The following is a 14,063-nucleotide window of genomic DNA, read 5'->3' on the forward strand; positions in this document are numbered from 1 at the left end:
GACCCCGCATGGATCTGGAATTCACCCCTGAAGAACTGGCCTTTCGCGACGAGGTTCGCGCGTTCCTGGACGCAAAGCTGCCCCGGCGCCTGGCCGACAAGGTCGCCGACGGCAAGCTGCTGACGCGCGACGACATGACCGAGTGGCACGCCATCCTGAACGCGCAAGGCTGGCTGGCCACGCACTGGCCCGTGGAATACGGCGGCACCGGCTGGAGCGCCACGCAGAAGTACATCTTCGACAATGAATGCGCGCTCGCCAGCGCGCCGCGCATCGTGCCCTTCGGCCTGAGCATGCTCGGACCCGTCCTCATCAAGTACGGCTCGGAGGCGCAGCGCCGCCACTGGCTGCCGCGCATCCTGGACGGCTCGGACTGGTGGTGCCAGGGCTACTCGGAACCCGGCGCGGGATCGGACCTGGCGTCCGTCAAGACCACGGCCGTGCGCGACGGCGACAGCTACATCGTCAACGGCCAGAAGACCTGGACCACGCTGGGCCAGTACGCCAACATGATCTTCTGCCTGGTGCGCACGTCGCAGGAAGGCCGGCGCCAGGAAGGCATCAGCTTTCTGCTGATCGACATGAACAGCCCGGGCGTCGAAGTGCGCCCCATCATCACCCTGGATGGCGAGCACGAAGTCAACGAAGTCTTCTTCTCCGACGTGCGCGTGCCCGCGGAGAACCTGGTGGGCGAGGAAAATCGCGGCTGGACCTGCGCCAAGTACCTGCTGACCTACGAACGCACCAACATCGCGGGCGTGGGCCAGTCCACGGCCGCGCTGGAACGCCTGAAGGCCGTCGCCGCCCGCCAGAAAAAGCATGGCCGCCCGCTGGCCGAGGACCCCGACTTCGCCGCGCGCCTGGCGCGCGTGGAGATCGAACTGGCCAACATGCGCACCACCAATCTGCGCGTGGTGGCGGCCGTGGCGGGCGGCGGCGCGCCGGGCGCGGAAAGCTCGATGCTCAAGATACGCGGCACGCAGATCCGGCAGGAAATCACCGCGCTGAACCGCCGCGCCATGGGGCCCTATGCCCGGCCCTTCGTGCCCGAGGCGCTGCACGATGGCTACGACGCCCCGCCCGTCGGCCCCGAGGGCGCCGCCAGCGCCGCCGCGCAGTACTTCAACAACCGCAAGCTGTCGATCTTCGGCGGCTCCAATGAAATCCAGAAGAACATCATCTCCAAGATGATCCTCGGACTGTAAGGGCAGGCCATGAATTTCGAACACACCGAAGACCGGCGCATGCTTTCCGACATGCTGCGCCGCTTTGTCGCCGAGCAATACGGCTTCACCACCCGCATGCGCAACGTGGAATCGCCCCAGGGCTACAGCCCGGATTTCTGGCGGCGCTATGCCGAGCTGGGCGCCATCGGGGCGCTGTTCGCCGAGGACGACGGCGGGCTGGGCGGCGCGGGCTTTGACATCTCCGTCGTCTTTGAAGCGCTGGGGCGCGGCCTGGTCGTCGAACCCTTCCTGGACGCCCTGATGGTGGGCAGCGCGATCGCCGCGGCCGGCACGCCCGCGCAGCGCGAGGCCCTGGAAGGCCTGATCTCGGGCAGCCTTACCGCGGCGCTGGCGCAGGCCGAACCGGAATCCGGCTACGACCTCGACCGCGTGGCCACGCGCGCCCAGCGCAGCGCGGACGGCTGGGTGCTCGACGGCGCCAAGGCGGTGGTCTACGCGGGCGAACATGCCGACCTCTTCCTGGTGTCCGCGCGCACGTCCGGCGACCTGGACGACGAAGCAGGCATCAGCCTGTTCCTGGTCGGCCGGGGCACGCCCGGCCTGGCGCTGCGCGGATACGGACTGATCGACGGCGGACGCGCCGCGGAACTGGTTCTGGACAAGGTACAGCTCGCCCCCGGCGCCCTCCTCGGCCAGGAAGGCGCGGGCCATGCGTTGCTGGAGCGCGCCGTCGGCCGCGGCATCCTGGCGCTGTGCGCCGAGGCCGTGGGCGCCATGGACTGCGCGCGCGACGCGACACTGGAATACCTGCGCACTCGCCGACAGTTCGGCACGCCCATCGGCAGCTTCCAGGCCCTGCAGCACCGCATGGCCGACGTGCTGTTGGAGATCGAACAGGCGCGCTCGGCGGTCATCAACGCGGCCGCGGCCGTCGACCATCCCGACCGGGCCACGCGCGAACGCGCGCTGTCCGCCGCCAAAACCACCATCGGCCGCATCGGCACGCTGGTGGCCGAGGAATGCATCCAGCTCCATGGCGGCATCGGCATGACCTGGGAGCTGCCGCTGGCGCACTATGCCAAGCGCCTGGTCATGATCGACCACCAGTTGGGCGACGAAGACCACCACCTGCGCCGCTACATTGCGCTGGGCCAGGCATGATCGCGGAAGCACGGCAATGATCGACTCTCCTACCGCGACGCTCTCGCGCCCCTTAGCCGCCCCCTTAGCCGCCCCCTTCGCCGCCCCCTTCGCGGTGCGCACCGCGCAGGACGTCCAGCGGCTGCAGGCCCGGCCGCTGGCGGAAACACTGACGGTGCAGAGCACCTACGAGATCTTCTGCAATTCCGCGGCCGCCTTCGGCGACCGGCGCGCCCTGACCTTCCTGCGCAGCGCGGACCCCGCCGACGACGCCATCAGCTGGACCTATCGCGAACTGCTGGCCGGCATCCACCAGACGGCCAACCTGCTGCACAGCCTGGGCATCCGCGAAGGCGACGCCGTCGGCGTGCTGCTGCCCGGCTGCCTGGAGTACCACCTGGCCCTGTGGGGCGGCGAAGCGGCGGGCATCGTCCAGCCGCTCAACCCGCTCCTGACCGACGACAAGCTCGCGTCGCTGATGACGACGGCGCGCGCCAAGGTGCTGATCGCCTACGGCTCGGACGTCGAATGCGGCTCCTGGTCCAAGGCCTTGCGGCTAATGGATCGGGTGCCGACGCTGCAAACACTGCTGCGCGTGGCGCCGTGGCACGAGACGGCCGCCGACCGCCCCGCCCTGCCCGACGGCGCCCTCGACTTCGACGCCAGCCGCGCCGCGCAGCCGTCCGACCGGTTGGTGAGCGGGCGCGTCATCCGCGCGAGCGACGTGGCCGCATACTTCCACACCGGCGGCACCACCGGCGCGCCCAAACTGGCCATCCATACGCACGCCAACCAGGTGTTCTCGGCCTGGGCGGCGGTGCAATTGCAGAATGCCGGGCCGGGCGACGTGGTCATCAACGGCTACCCGCTCTTTCACGTGGCGGGCGTTCTGCCCGCGTCGCTGGCGGCCCTGTCGTCGGGCGTTGAAACCGTCATCCCGACCACGCTGCTGCTGCGCAACCGCGACGTGCTGCGCAACTATTGGCGCCTGGTAGAAAAGCACCGCGCGACCTCGCTGCAGGGCGTGCCGACCATCCTGGCCGCGCTGGCCGAGGTGCCGCTGGACGGCGCGGACATCTCCTCGCTGCGCTACTGCCGCACCGGCGCGGCGCCCCTGCCAGCCGAACTGGCGGCGCGGTTCAAGCGCCTGTTCGGCCTGCACGTCAGCGAGAGCCTGGGCATGACCGAGATGGCCGGCATCACCTCGATTTCCCCGCCCGGCTGCGAATTCCCGGTCAATTGCGTCGGCTTTCCGCTGCCCTACGTGCAGGTGCGCATCGTCGGCCTGGACCTGCCCGCAGGCCAGCCCGCGCGCGACCTGCCCCCCGGCACGCCGGGCATGTTGCTGATCAAGGCGCCCAACGTCATCCCCGGCTTCCTGGACCCCGAAGACACCGCCCGCGCCTTCACTGAAGACGGCTGGCTCATCAGCGGCGACGTCGGATACATGGATGCCGAAGGCCGCCTGCACCTGCAAGGGCGCGCCAAGGACTTGATCATCCGCGGCGGCCACAACATCGATCCCAAGACCATCGAGGACGCGCTCGCCACGCACCCCGCGGTGCAACTGTGCGCCGCGGTCGGCGCCCCGGACGCCTACGCCGGCGAGCTGCCGATCGCCTTCGTCACGCTGGCCGAAGGCAGCGCCGCGACCGAAGCCGAACTTGTCGCCCACGCCGCCGCCCATGTGGACGAAGGCCCCGCGCGGCCCAAGCGCGTCATCGTGCTGGACAGCATGCCGATGACCAACGTCGGCAAGATCTACAAACCCGATTTGCGCCGCCTGGCGACCGCCGTGTCGGTCCAGGCCGTGGTGGCGCGCACCCTGCAAGAAGCCGGCCTCGCGCAAGACGACCCCGTCTTTCGCGTGCTGGCTGATGCGCAACCGGATGTCGCCGTAGAAGCCGGCGCCGGTGCGCCCGCGCCGCTGAAGGAACGGCTGCGCGAGGCGCTGTCCCGGCTGCCCGTCAAAGTCGACGTGCGCGACTGACTGGCATCCCATAACAACACACCAGGAGACAACCCACATGCCCCAACTGCCCCTGCGACGCGCCTGCCTCGCCGCCCTGACGCTCACCCTGGCAAGCGCCGCCTTGCCTTTTTCAGCCAGCGCCCAGACCGACTTTCCCACCAAGCCCATCACCCTGATCGTGCCTTTCCCGGCCGGCGGCTCCACCGACCGCCACCTGCGGATCGTCGCGCAGGACGCCTCCAAGTACCTGGGCCAGCCCGTCATCGTGGAGAACCGCCCGGGGGCCGGCGGCACGCTGGGCACGGCCACCATGGCCAAGACGGCCAAGCCGGACGGCTACACGATCGCCCTGTACACGCTGGCAATGCTGCGCATGCCCTACATGCAGAAAAGCAGCTGGGATCCCATCAACGACTTCACCTTCATCGTGGGCCTGTCTGGCTACACCTTCGGCTTTACCGTGCGCTCGGACTCGCCGTTCAAGACCTTCAACGAATACATCGAGGCGGCGCGCAAATCGCCCGGCCGGATCGACTACGGCTCCACCGGCATCGGCTCGTCGCCGCACCTGATCATGGAAGAAATCGCCATCAACGCGAACGTCAAGCTCAACCACGTGCCCTTCAAGGGCAACGCCGACATGCAGCAGGCCCTGCTGGGCGGCCACGTCATGGCGCAGAGCGACGCCACCGGCTGGGATCAGTTCGTGGATTCGGGCAAGATGCGCCTGCTGGTCACCTTCGGCGACAAGCGCACCACCCGCTGGCCCGACGTGCCCACCGCGCAGGAGCTGGGCTACAAGGTCGTGTCCACCTCCCCCTACGGCCTGGCCGGTCCGAAGGGCATGGACCCGGCGGTGGTGAAGATCCTGCATGACGCCTTCAAGAAGGCGCTGTTCGACCAGGCCAGCATGGACGTCATGAAGCAGCTCAACCAGTCGCCCGCCTACCGCAGCAGCGAGGAGTACAAGGCGTGGGCGCAGGCCACCTACGTCAAGGAAAAGGACCTGATCGAACATCTGGGCCTGATGGCGAAGTAGTCCGCCGCGGGCACCCGGGCGCGGACCCGGCACGGGCGGGGCGCGGACAGATTTTGTATGCAAAAAATGTCTGCCGCCCCGCCCGGCTTTTGTTAGACTGGCTGCCCGATGGTTTCTCCCACCCGGCAGCCCCTGCCGCGCCCCATGATCCAGGAAGTCCAGCCCGACCCCAGCGCCGACGACATCGCCAAGGAAGTGGCCGCCGCCATCGTCGCGCACAAGCTCCCGCCCGGCACCCGGCTGCGCGAAGAGGCCCTGGCCCGGGTCTACAAGGTCAGCCGCACCAAGATCCGCGCGGCGCTCCTGATGCTGTCCAAGGACAAGCTGATCAACATCATTCCGGACAAGGGCGCGTTCGTCAGCAAACCCGATGCCAACGAGGCCCGCGAGGTCTACGCCGTGCGCCGCATCCTGGAGGCCGCGCTGGCCCGGGAATTCGTCGCGTGCGCCCAGGACGCCGACTACCGCCGCATCGACGCCCACTTGGCCGAGGAACGCCGCGCCGTCGAAAGCGGCGACGTACAGGCGCGCAACCACCTGCTCAGCCATTTCCACATCCTGCTGGCCGAAGCCGTCGGCAATTCAGTGCTGACGGGCATGCTGCGCGAGCTGTCCGCGCGCAGCGCCGTCATCACCGTGCTGTTCCAGAGCTCGCACGACGCCAGTTGCTCCTCGCGCGAGCACCACGCCTTCATCGAAGCGGCCCGCGCGGGCGACGTCGAACGCGCCTGCGCCCTGATGGACGAACACCTGGAACACGTGCTGGCCGCGCTGGACTTTGCCGGCGACCGGCAGCCGGGCAGCGACCTGGTGGCTGCGCTGCTGAGCTGACGCCTGGCGGCGTCGCCCGTCTACCCCGCCCGCAGCAACTGCTCCATGCGCTGCTGCAGCCACAGCTCCGTTTCACCCGGCTCCGCGCCCTGCAGCCACAGCGTGCGCACGGACAGCATCGGCAACGCCAGTTCCGCGCAGGGCACCGGGGTCAGCGTGGTGCGAAAGCTTTCGTATTCCGCGATGTTCAGGGGCAGGATCGCAAAGCCCAGGCCGTCGGCCACCATCCCCGCGATGCTGTAGAAGCTGTCGGTGCGCCACAACGTCGGGCTCAGGACCATGTCCTCGACACCTTCCATCTGCATCACAAGCTGGCGGTGCCGCGCCAGGTCCTTGCGCGACACGCTCGGCAAGGCCGCCAGCGGGTGGTCCGACGCCACAAAAATGCCCTGCGCCACGGTGCCCAGATACCGGTGCGCGAAGTCGCTGCCCGGATTGCCCCGGTCGAAATGGAACGCGATGCTCGCCCGGCCCTGCCGAACGAAATCGGCCACTTCGGTCGCGGTGCCGTTCAACTGGGTCAGCTCCAGCGCCGGAAACCGCTCGGCCAATTCCACCACCAGCGCGCCCAGCACGAGATACGGCAGGGCCTCATCCAGCGCAATGGACAGCCGCGCCTCTTGCCCGCCGGCGAACGACAGCGCGCGTTGGGCAAGGCCGCCGGCCTGCCGCAGCAGCTCCCTCGCTTCCAGCAGCATCACTTCACCGGCCGGGGTCAGCACCGCATTGCGCCGGGACCGGTCGAACAGCGCCACGCCCAGATCCGCCTCCAGCAATCCCACCGAGGTGCTGACCGCCGACTGCGCGCGGCCGATGCGCCGGCCCGCCGCCGAAAACGAGCCCGCCTCTGCGGCCGCCACGAATTGCCGTAATTGATCCAGGGTCCATTGCATGGTCCGCTCCGGTTGATTCCTCTTTACCCATCTATTTTATAGATGGAATCCAACTTCTAATTGAAATTATCCAGATGGATAATGCGCGCCCGGGGACCGGTGCATGCCAGGCGCGCGCGCAAATCCCTGCTTTATCAAGGAGTAGAACCATGCAGCGGACTTCCCACGCTGTCGCCGCGTCCGCCCCCGGGCGCTGGCTGGTGCTGGCCATCGTGTCCAGCGCCTTGCTGCTGATCGTCGTCGACATGACGGTCCTGTACACCGCCCTGCCGCGGCTCACGCACGAACTGGGCGTCACCGCCTCGGCCAAGCTCTGGATCGTGAACGTCTACGCACTGGTCGTATCCGGCCTGTTGCTGGGCATGGGCACGCTGGGCGACCGGCTGGGCCACAAGCGCCTGTTCATGATGGGGCTGGCCGTGTTTGGCGCAGCCTCGCTGGCCGCCGCCTATTCGCCGGGCGCCGCCGTCCTGATCGCGGCGCGCGCGCTGCTGGGCGTGGGCGCGGCAATGATGATGCCCGCCACCCTGTCCATCCTGCGCCTGGCCTTCGCCGACGAGCGCGAGCGCGCCGTCGCCATCGGCGTCTGGGCCTCGGTCGCCTCGGGCGGCGCGGCGCTGGGCCCCGTGGTGGGCGGCCTTTTGCTGGAGCATTTCTGGTGGGGCTCGGTATTTCTCATCAACGTGCCCATCGTGCTGCTGGCGCTGCCGCTGGCGTGGCGCTGCATCCCGGCCAGCGTGCCGGACGCCTCGCGGCCCTGGGATCTGACCGGTTCGCTGCAGGTGATGGCGGGCATGGTCCTGTGCGCCTTCGCGCTCAAGGAACTGGGCCGGGCGTCGCCGTCGTGGCTGCATGCCGCGCTGGCCTGCGCGGCGGGCGCGGCGATCCTGACCGTCTTCGTGCGCCGCCAGCGGCGCCGGCCCCACCCGCTGATCGACTTCGCCATCTTCCGCAACGCCTCGTTCAGCTCGGCCGTGGCCGCGGCGCTCTTCGCCGCGGCCGCGCTGCTGGGGATGGAACTGGTGTTCAGCCAGCGGCTGCAACTGGTGCTGGGCATGTCGCCAATCCAGTCCGCGCTCTTCATCCTGCCGCTGCCGCTGGCCGCCTTCGTGGCCGGGCCGCTGGCCGGACTGCTGCTGGGGCGCGTGGGCAGCCGGCGCATGCTGTTCCTGGCGCTGCTGGTGTCGGGCGTGGGCATGGGCGGCTATCTGCTGACCTACGACGCCGCGGTCGTGCCGCAGATGATCAGCCTGTGCGTGCTGGGCCTGGGCATCGGCGCCACCATGACGGCCGCGTCCAGCACCATCATGCAGAGCGCCACGCCCGAGCGCGCCGGCATGGCCGCATCGATCGAAGAGGTGTCCTACGAATTGGGCGGCGCGCTCGGCGTGACCCTGATGGGCTCGATCCTGTCGGGCGTCTACGCGCAGACGCTGTCCGTGCCGGCCGGGGTTGCCGAGGCGGCCGCCACAAGCGCCGCGCGCGACAGCCTGGACGAAGCGCTCGTCATCGCCGCCGGCATGCCCACGGAGCTTGCGGCCACCCTGACGGCGCTGGCCCGCGGCGCCTTCGAGACCGGCTACGCGGCGGTCATCGCCACCGCCACGCTGATGCTGCTGGCCACCGCCGCCTTCGTATTGCTGAATCGCGCCCGGCGCACGGGGCAGCCGGGCTGACGGCTCAACAGTTGCGAAACGCGTGATCCAGGTCCGCGATCAGGTCTTCCTCGTGCTCCAGGCCGATGGACACCCGAATCAGGCCTTCGGACACGCCCGCCGCGTCGCGCTCGGCGGCGGGCACGCCGGAGTGCGTGGTCGACGCCGGGTGGCAAATCAGCGTCTCGGTGCCGCCCAGGCTGACCGCCGAGCGGAACAGATGGAGGGCGTTGATGAAGCGGAACGCGCGCTCGCGGCCGCCCTCCAGCACGAAGGCAAAGGTTGAGCCTGGGCCAGTGCACTGGCGCTTGTACACCTCTTGGTAGGCGCGGTCGGCGATCAGTTCCGGATGGAATATCTGCACCTTCTCGTGCGGATTGCCCGCCAGCCACTGCGTGACCTTGGTGGCCGTGCGCGCGGCCTGCTTCATGCGCAGCACCACCGTCTCCATCGACCGCGTGATCATCCAGCAGGAATGCGGATCCAGTTGCGATCCGAACGCGCTGCGGATCGCGCGCACCTTCTTGATCAGCTCCTTGCTGCCCGTGACGGCCCCGGCCACCAGGTCGCTGTGGCCGCCCACGTATTTCGTCAGCGAATACACCGACAGGTCCACCCCGTGCTCGGCCGGCTTCTGGAAGATCGGCCCGAGCAGCGTGTTGTCGCACACCGAAATCGGACGGTAGCCGTGGCGCGTCTCGAACGCGTCCAGCTCATTCTTCATGGCCTCGAAGTCGAACAGCGCATTCGTCGGATTGGCGGGCGTCTCCACGTAAAACAGCTTCACCGGCCCCTTGGCCGCCGCCTGTTCCAGCGCCGCGCGCATGCTGCTGGGCGACAGCCCATTGGCCACCGGATGGGAACCAATGCCCCATTCGGGAAAGACCTTGCCGATCAGGGTCTCGGTCCCCCCGTACAGCGGCACGGACTGCACCAGTTGATCGCCCGGCCGCAAAAACGCCATCAGCACCGCGCTGATCGCGGACATGCCGCTGGACGTTACCGCCGCGTCCTGCGAGCCATCCAGCAGCGACAGCCGGTCTTCGACGATCTCCAGGTTCGGATGATTGAAACGGCTGTACACCAGCCCCGCCGACTCGCCCTGCGGCAAGGGCTTGCGCCCCGACACCAGATCAAAGAACGCGGCGCCATCCTCCGCCGTGCGAAAGGCAAACGTGGACGTGAGGAACACCGGCGGCTTGACGGCGCCTTCCGACAGGAAGGGGTCGTAGCCGTAGGACATCATCTGCGTTTCGGCATGCAGCGGGCGGCCGAAGATGTCCTTCTTGTGGTAGCTCGAGTAAGTCATGGAGTGCCTCCTGGGATGGTGGTCCAGACCGCCGGGCGCAAGCGGCAGCCCTTCGTCAGACGATACCCCCGAGCCGGGCGCGATGCATCGCGGGATGTGACCGGGAGACGATTGGCATCGCCGATTTAATGGGGGTCTGATAGTCCCGTTTGCCGCCCATTTTGTTTTTTTTATGTACTTCGCAGTGCATTAGACCGATAGATCAACGGAAAAACACCGGGTAAACACCGACTATTCGCGGCCTTTCATCCGATCTATAAACACACATTGTTTTTTTATTGTGTTTTCAACATGAAAATTGCACTGATCGGATGCGGCGAGGTGGGACACTGCTATGCGCGTGCCTGGACCGCCGCCGGACACACCCTCGTCGGCATCTGCGAGCTGCGCACGGACGACGAAATGGTCCGCCGCGCCCAGGCCGCGGGCGCGCCCCTGCACACTGCGCCGGGCCCCTGGTTGGCGGCGGCGGACGCCGTCGTCTCCGCCGTCTATGGCTACAACGCGGCCGAGGTCGCGCAAGAGGCCCTCCCGCACCTGCGCGCAGGCGCCGTCTACGCGGACTTCACCACCGCCAGCGCCGGTGACATGCAGGCAGCGGCCCGGGCTGCCGCCCGCTTTCCCATCGAATTCACCGACGTGGCCATCATGGGCGCCATCGCCCTGCTCGCGGAAAAAACGCCTTTGCTTTGCGCGGGCGGCGGATCCCAGGTGGTCACCGCGCTGGGCGAAAGCGCGGGCGCCCCGGTGCGCTTCATCGATGGCCAGCCCGGCGACGCCGTGCGCCTGAAGCTCCTGCGCAGCGTGATGACCAAGGGCATGGAAAGCCTGGCCGTCGAATGCATGGTCGCGGCCGAGCGCATGGGTCTGCGCGAATCGCTGTACGAAGTGCTGGCCGACATCGACCGCACGCCGCTCACCGCGTTCATGGACTCGTTCGTGCGTTCGCATGTGCTGCATGCCCCGCGCCGGCTGGCAGAGGTGCGCGAAGCCCGCGACCAGCTGCACGAGGCGGGCCTGGAGCCCTTGGTGCTCAATGGCGTCGAGCAGCTCTTTGACCGGACGACCCGCGGCATCGAAGCCGCGCGCGCCAAGGGCGACGCCCCGGCGCCCGACACGGTCGAAGCCCGGCTTGCCTGGCTGACCACGCTGGCCCGCCAGCCCTGAATTCCAACCCTGAATTCCAACCCTGAATTTCAACCCTGAATTTCAACCCTGATTGGCGCCCCTGACTACCGACCCCGCCGCAGAGCGCGGGCCCGATCCCAAATAAACCCCCTGTGAGGAAGACAATGAAACTGTTCAAGAAACTGCTGGCCGCCACGCTCGTGCTGGGCTGCGCCGCCACCCAGGCCGCCGATCTGGGCAGCGCCCCCATCACCCTGATCTCCCCCTTCCCGCCCGGCGGCGGCACCGACACGCTGACCCGCATGATCGGCACCGCGATGAGCCAGGACGCCGGCTGGAACATCGTCGTCGAGAACAAGCCCGGCGCGGGCGGCAACCTGGCGCTGGATGCGACGGCGCGCGCCCGGCCGGACGGTCACACGCTGGTCATGGCGCAGACCGACAACATCGTGCTGAACCCCTGGCTCTACAGCAAGCTCAGCTACGACACCTTCAAGGACTTCAAGCCGGTGGGCCCGGTGGCCTCGTCGCCCAGCGTCTTCGTCGTGCTGCCCGATTCCCCGTTCAAGTCCATCGCCGACGTCGTGAAGGCCGCAAAGGCCAAACCCAACCTGGTTTCGCTGGGAATCCCGGGCATCGGCGGCACGGGCGACCTGACGGGCTATCTGTGGCGCAAGGCCGCGAACATGGAACTCATGCATGTGCCGTACCGCGGCTGGAGCCAGGCGTTCCCGGACCTCGCCAGCGGTCGGATCGACATGTATGTCGGCTCGGTCGCGTCGCTGCTGCCGCAGATCCGCGGCGGCAAGGTGCGCGCGCTGGGCGTCGTCGCCGATGAACGTTCGCCCGCCCTGCCCGACGTGCCCACGTTCGTGGAGAGCGGCTTCAAGACCATCAACCAGTCGATCTGGTGGGGCCTGATGGCGCCGGGCAAGACGCCCGATGACGTGATCGCGGCGCTGAACCAGGAGCTGCAGAAGGTGCAATCCAACCCCGAACTGATCAAGAAGCTGGAAGACGCCGGCTACACCGTCATGAAGGGCTCGCCCGAGGATCTGGCGCGCCGGCATCGCGCAGACCACGACGCCTTCGGCAAGGTCGTGCAGGAAGCCGGCATTCCCAAGCAATAGTCCCCTACGGCATACATACCCCATCAGGAGCAGTGATGACAGGCTTTGAAATCCATGCCCGCCAGCGCGCGGTCAGCCAGGAACTCGTCGAAAAATTCCGCCAGGTGCCGGTCGCCAACGTGAGCGACTGCATGTCGCGCATGACGGCCGGCGGCGCGCGCCTTCGCCCCATGCACGACGGCAGCCCGTTGGCCGGCCCCGCCTTGACCGTGCGCACGCGGCCCGGCGACAACCTGCTGGTGCACAAGGCCCTGAGCCTGGCGCAGCCAGGCGACGTCATCGTGGTCGATGCCGGCGGCGATCTGACCAACGCGATCATCGGCGAAATCATGACGACCTACGCCGAATCGCGCGGCATCGCGGGCATCATCATCAACGGCGCCATCCGCGACTGCGGCACGATCCGCCGCAGCGCCTTTCCGGTCTACGCGGCCGGCGTCACCCATCGCGGCCCCTACAAGGACGGCCCCGGCGAAATCAACTGCGTGATCGCGCTCGACGGCATGACCATCGCCCCGGGCGACCTGATCCTCGGCGACGACGACGGGTTGCTCGCCGTCCCGTACGAGCAGGCGCAGGCCATCTACCAGGCGGCCGCGGCCAAGCATGACGTGGAAACCAAGATGCTGGCGGATATCGCCGCGGGCACCCTGGACACCTCCTGGATCGATGCCCGTCTGCGGGCCCTGGGCTGCTCGGGAGTCTGACCATGAGCGTTCCGGCAGTCGGCAGGCCCGCGTTGCGCGTCGCGCGGCTGGATCTCTGGATCGATCCGGCATTCGATGCGGCGATCGCGCGCGACCACACCCTGGACCTGCGCGTACTGCCGGTCAACGGCGATGCCGTGACGGCGGCCGGCCTGGCCTGCGCCCACGCCTACCACGTCAGCGCGGCCAAGGACGAGGTGCCTGCCCGCTGGCAGGTCTCAGCCGACCTGTTGGCGCACTGCCCGCAATTGCTCTGCGTGTCTTCCGGCGGCGCCGGGTACGACACGGTCGACGTCGCAGCCTGCACCCGGGCGGGCGTGGCCGTGGTGAACCAGGCCGGGGCCAACGCCGCCTCGGTCGCGGAAATGACCTTCGCCCTGCTCCTGTCCCTGGTCAAGCGGCTGGGCGAGTCCGAGGCCGCGCTGCGGGCCGGCACGGCCGTCAGCCGCGAATCCCTGATGGGCCACGAAATCGAAGGCCGCGTGCTGGGCATCGTCGGCATCGGTGAAATCGGCCGGCGCGTGGCGACAATCGCGGCGGGCTTCGGGCTGCGCGTCCTCGCCTACGACCCGCTGGTCGCGCCGGACGAGATCCGCGCGCGCGGCGCCCAGCCCGTCACCTTCGACGCGCTGCTCGAACAGGCCGACATCGTCAGCCTGCATTGCCCGCTCGATGGCGTCACCCGGAACCTGTTCGACGCCAGCGCCTTCCAGCGCATGAAACGCGGCGCGCTGTTCATCTCCACCGCGCGCGGCGGCATCCATGACGAGGACGCCCTGCTCGCCGCGCTCGATTCCCGCCACCTGGCCGGCGCCGGACTGGATGTATGGAAGGTGGAGCCGCCGCCGCCAGGCAGCGGCCTGCTGCAGCGTTCCAACGTGGTCGCCGCCTTCCACACGGGCGGCGTCACCCACGAAGGCCGCCGCAAGGTGGCGCAAGGTTCGGCGACGCAGATCATGGACATGCTCGCCGGCCGCAAGCCCGCCCGCCTGCTCAACCCCGAGGTCTGGCCGCGCTTTCTCGCGCGCCTGGCCGAGTGCGGGGTGAAGGCGTAGCGTCGCGGCGCGCGCCG

The 14,063-nt window shown here is 68.5% G+C and carries 12 protein-coding genes; 10 read left to right on the top strand and 2 right to left on the bottom strand.

Going from position 1 to position 14,063, the window contains the following annotated elements:
• Positions 1-8: 8 nt before the first annotated feature.
• The 5 genes from BMW75_RS08105 (at position 9) to BMW75_RS08125 (ending at position 6,169) form a co-directional block, all read left to right on the top strand.
• A complete protein-coding gene (locus BMW75_RS08105) occupies positions 9-1,205 on the top strand; it encodes an acyl-CoA dehydrogenase family protein (protein WP_092578409.1) in 1,197 nt (398 codons plus the stop codon).
• A 9-nt stretch (positions 1,206-1,214) separates the two neighbouring features.
• Positions 1,215-2,348: an acyl-CoA dehydrogenase family protein gene (locus BMW75_RS08110; protein ID WP_092578411.1), complete on the top strand. Its 1,134-nt coding sequence runs from the start codon at positions 1,215-1,217 to the stop codon at positions 2,346-2,348.
• 16 nt (positions 2,349-2,364) lie between these two features.
• Positions 2,365-4,317: an acyl-CoA synthetase gene (locus tag BMW75_RS08115; RefSeq protein ID WP_092578413.1), complete on the top strand. Its 1,953-nt coding sequence runs from the start codon at positions 2,365-2,367 to the stop codon at positions 4,315-4,317.
• A gap of 37 nt (positions 4,318-4,354) precedes the next feature.
• On the top strand, positions 4,355-5,338 hold the full coding sequence (locus BMW75_RS08120) for a tripartite tricarboxylate transporter substrate binding protein (protein WP_076520564.1): 984 nt from the start codon (positions 4,355-4,357) through the stop codon (positions 5,336-5,338).
• 144 nt (positions 5,339-5,482) lie between these two features.
• Positions 5,483-6,169, top strand: a complete 687-nt coding sequence (locus BMW75_RS08125) for a GntR family transcriptional regulator (RefSeq protein WP_092578415.1) — start codon at positions 5,483-5,485, stop codon at positions 6,167-6,169.
• Positions 6,170-6,189: 20 nt separating this feature from the next.
• Here the strand turns inward: BMW75_RS08125 and BMW75_RS08130 are convergent, their stop codons facing one another.
• Positions 6,190-7,062, bottom strand: a complete 873-nt coding sequence (locus tag BMW75_RS08130; RefSeq protein WP_092578417.1) for a LysR family transcriptional regulator — start codon at positions 7,060-7,062, stop codon at positions 6,190-6,192.
• A 149-nt stretch (positions 7,063-7,211) separates the two neighbouring features.
• On the opposite strand from BMW75_RS08130, the gene BMW75_RS08135 reads away from it, so the two are divergent.
• On the top strand, positions 7,212-8,738 hold the full coding sequence (locus tag BMW75_RS08135; protein WP_092578418.1) for an MFS transporter: 1,527 nt from the start codon (positions 7,212-7,214) through the stop codon (positions 8,736-8,738).
• Positions 8,739-8,742: 4 nt separating this feature from the next.
• Here the strand turns inward: BMW75_RS08135 and BMW75_RS08140 are convergent, their stop codons facing one another.
• Complete coding sequence (locus tag BMW75_RS08140; RefSeq protein WP_092578420.1) at positions 8,743-10,026, bottom strand: cystathionine gamma-synthase family protein; 1,284 nt, start codon at positions 10,024-10,026, stop codon at positions 8,743-8,745.
• A gap of 291 nt (positions 10,027-10,317) precedes the next feature.
• On the opposite strand from BMW75_RS08140, the gene BMW75_RS08145 reads away from it, so the two are divergent.
• The 4 genes from BMW75_RS08145 (at position 10,318) to BMW75_RS08160 (ending at position 14,046) form a co-directional block, all read left to right on the top strand.
• Positions 10,318-11,193: an NAD(P)-binding domain-containing protein gene (locus BMW75_RS08145; protein ID WP_092578422.1), complete on the top strand. Its 876-nt coding sequence runs from the start codon at positions 10,318-10,320 to the stop codon at positions 11,191-11,193.
• Positions 11,194-11,318: 125 nt separating this feature from the next.
• The gene (locus BMW75_RS08150) at positions 11,319-12,284 is read left to right on the top strand and encodes a Bug family tripartite tricarboxylate transporter substrate binding protein (RefSeq protein WP_092578423.1); all 966 of its coding nucleotides are present in this window, start codon (positions 11,319-11,321) and stop codon (positions 12,282-12,284) included.
• A gap of 35 nt (positions 12,285-12,319) precedes the next feature.
• Positions 12,320-12,991 (top strand): RraA family protein, encoded by a 672-nt coding sequence (locus tag BMW75_RS08155; RefSeq protein WP_092578424.1) that lies wholly within the window; start codon positions 12,320-12,322, stop codon positions 12,989-12,991.
• A 2-nt stretch (positions 12,992-12,993) separates the two neighbouring features.
• Complete coding sequence (locus BMW75_RS08160; protein ID WP_092578426.1) at positions 12,994-14,046, top strand: hydroxyacid dehydrogenase; 1,053 nt, start codon at positions 12,994-12,996, stop codon at positions 14,044-14,046.
• Positions 14,047-14,063: the final 17 nt, after the last annotated feature.

The sequence above is a fragment of the Achromobacter sp. NFACC18-2 genome (assembly GCF_900108985.1).
Taxonomy (GTDB): Bacteria; Pseudomonadota; Gammaproteobacteria; order Burkholderiales; family Burkholderiaceae_B; genus Achromobacter.

Excerpts from the sequence above, each read along its gene's own strand:
- BMW75_RS08105 (WP_092578409.1), top strand. The coding sequence starts at position 9 with ATGGATCTGGAATTCACCCCTGAAGAACTGGCCTTTCGCGACGAGGTT.
- BMW75_RS08110 (WP_092578411.1), top strand. The coding sequence starts at position 1,215 with ATGAATTTCGAACACACCGAAGACCGGCGCATGCTTTCCGACATGCTG.
- BMW75_RS08115 (WP_092578413.1), top strand. The coding sequence starts at position 2,365 with ATGATCGACTCTCCTACCGCGACGCTCTCGCGCCCCTTAGCCGCCCCC.
- BMW75_RS08120 (WP_076520564.1), top strand. The coding sequence starts at position 4,355 with ATGCCCCAACTGCCCCTGCGACGCGCCTGCCTCGCCGCCCTGACGCTC.
- BMW75_RS08125 (WP_092578415.1), top strand. The coding sequence starts at position 5,483 with ATGATCCAGGAAGTCCAGCCCGACCCCAGCGCCGACGACATCGCCAAG.
- BMW75_RS08130 (WP_092578417.1), bottom strand. The coding sequence starts at position 7,062 with ATGCAATGGACCCTGGATCAATTACGGCAATTCGTGGCGGCCGCAGAG.
- BMW75_RS08135 (WP_092578418.1), top strand. The coding sequence starts at position 7,212 with ATGCAGCGGACTTCCCACGCTGTCGCCGCGTCCGCCCCCGGGCGCTGG.
- BMW75_RS08140 (WP_092578420.1), bottom strand. The coding sequence starts at position 10,026 with ATGACTTACTCGAGCTACCACAAGAAGGACATCTTCGGCCGCCCGCTG.
- BMW75_RS08145 (WP_092578422.1), top strand. The coding sequence starts at position 10,318 with ATGAAAATTGCACTGATCGGATGCGGCGAGGTGGGACACTGCTATGCG.
- BMW75_RS08150 (WP_092578423.1), top strand. The coding sequence starts at position 11,319 with ATGAAACTGTTCAAGAAACTGCTGGCCGCCACGCTCGTGCTGGGCTGC.
- BMW75_RS08155 (WP_092578424.1), top strand. The coding sequence starts at position 12,320 with ATGACAGGCTTTGAAATCCATGCCCGCCAGCGCGCGGTCAGCCAGGAA.
- BMW75_RS08160 (WP_092578426.1), top strand. The coding sequence starts at position 12,994 with ATGAGCGTTCCGGCAGTCGGCAGGCCCGCGTTGCGCGTCGCGCGGCTG.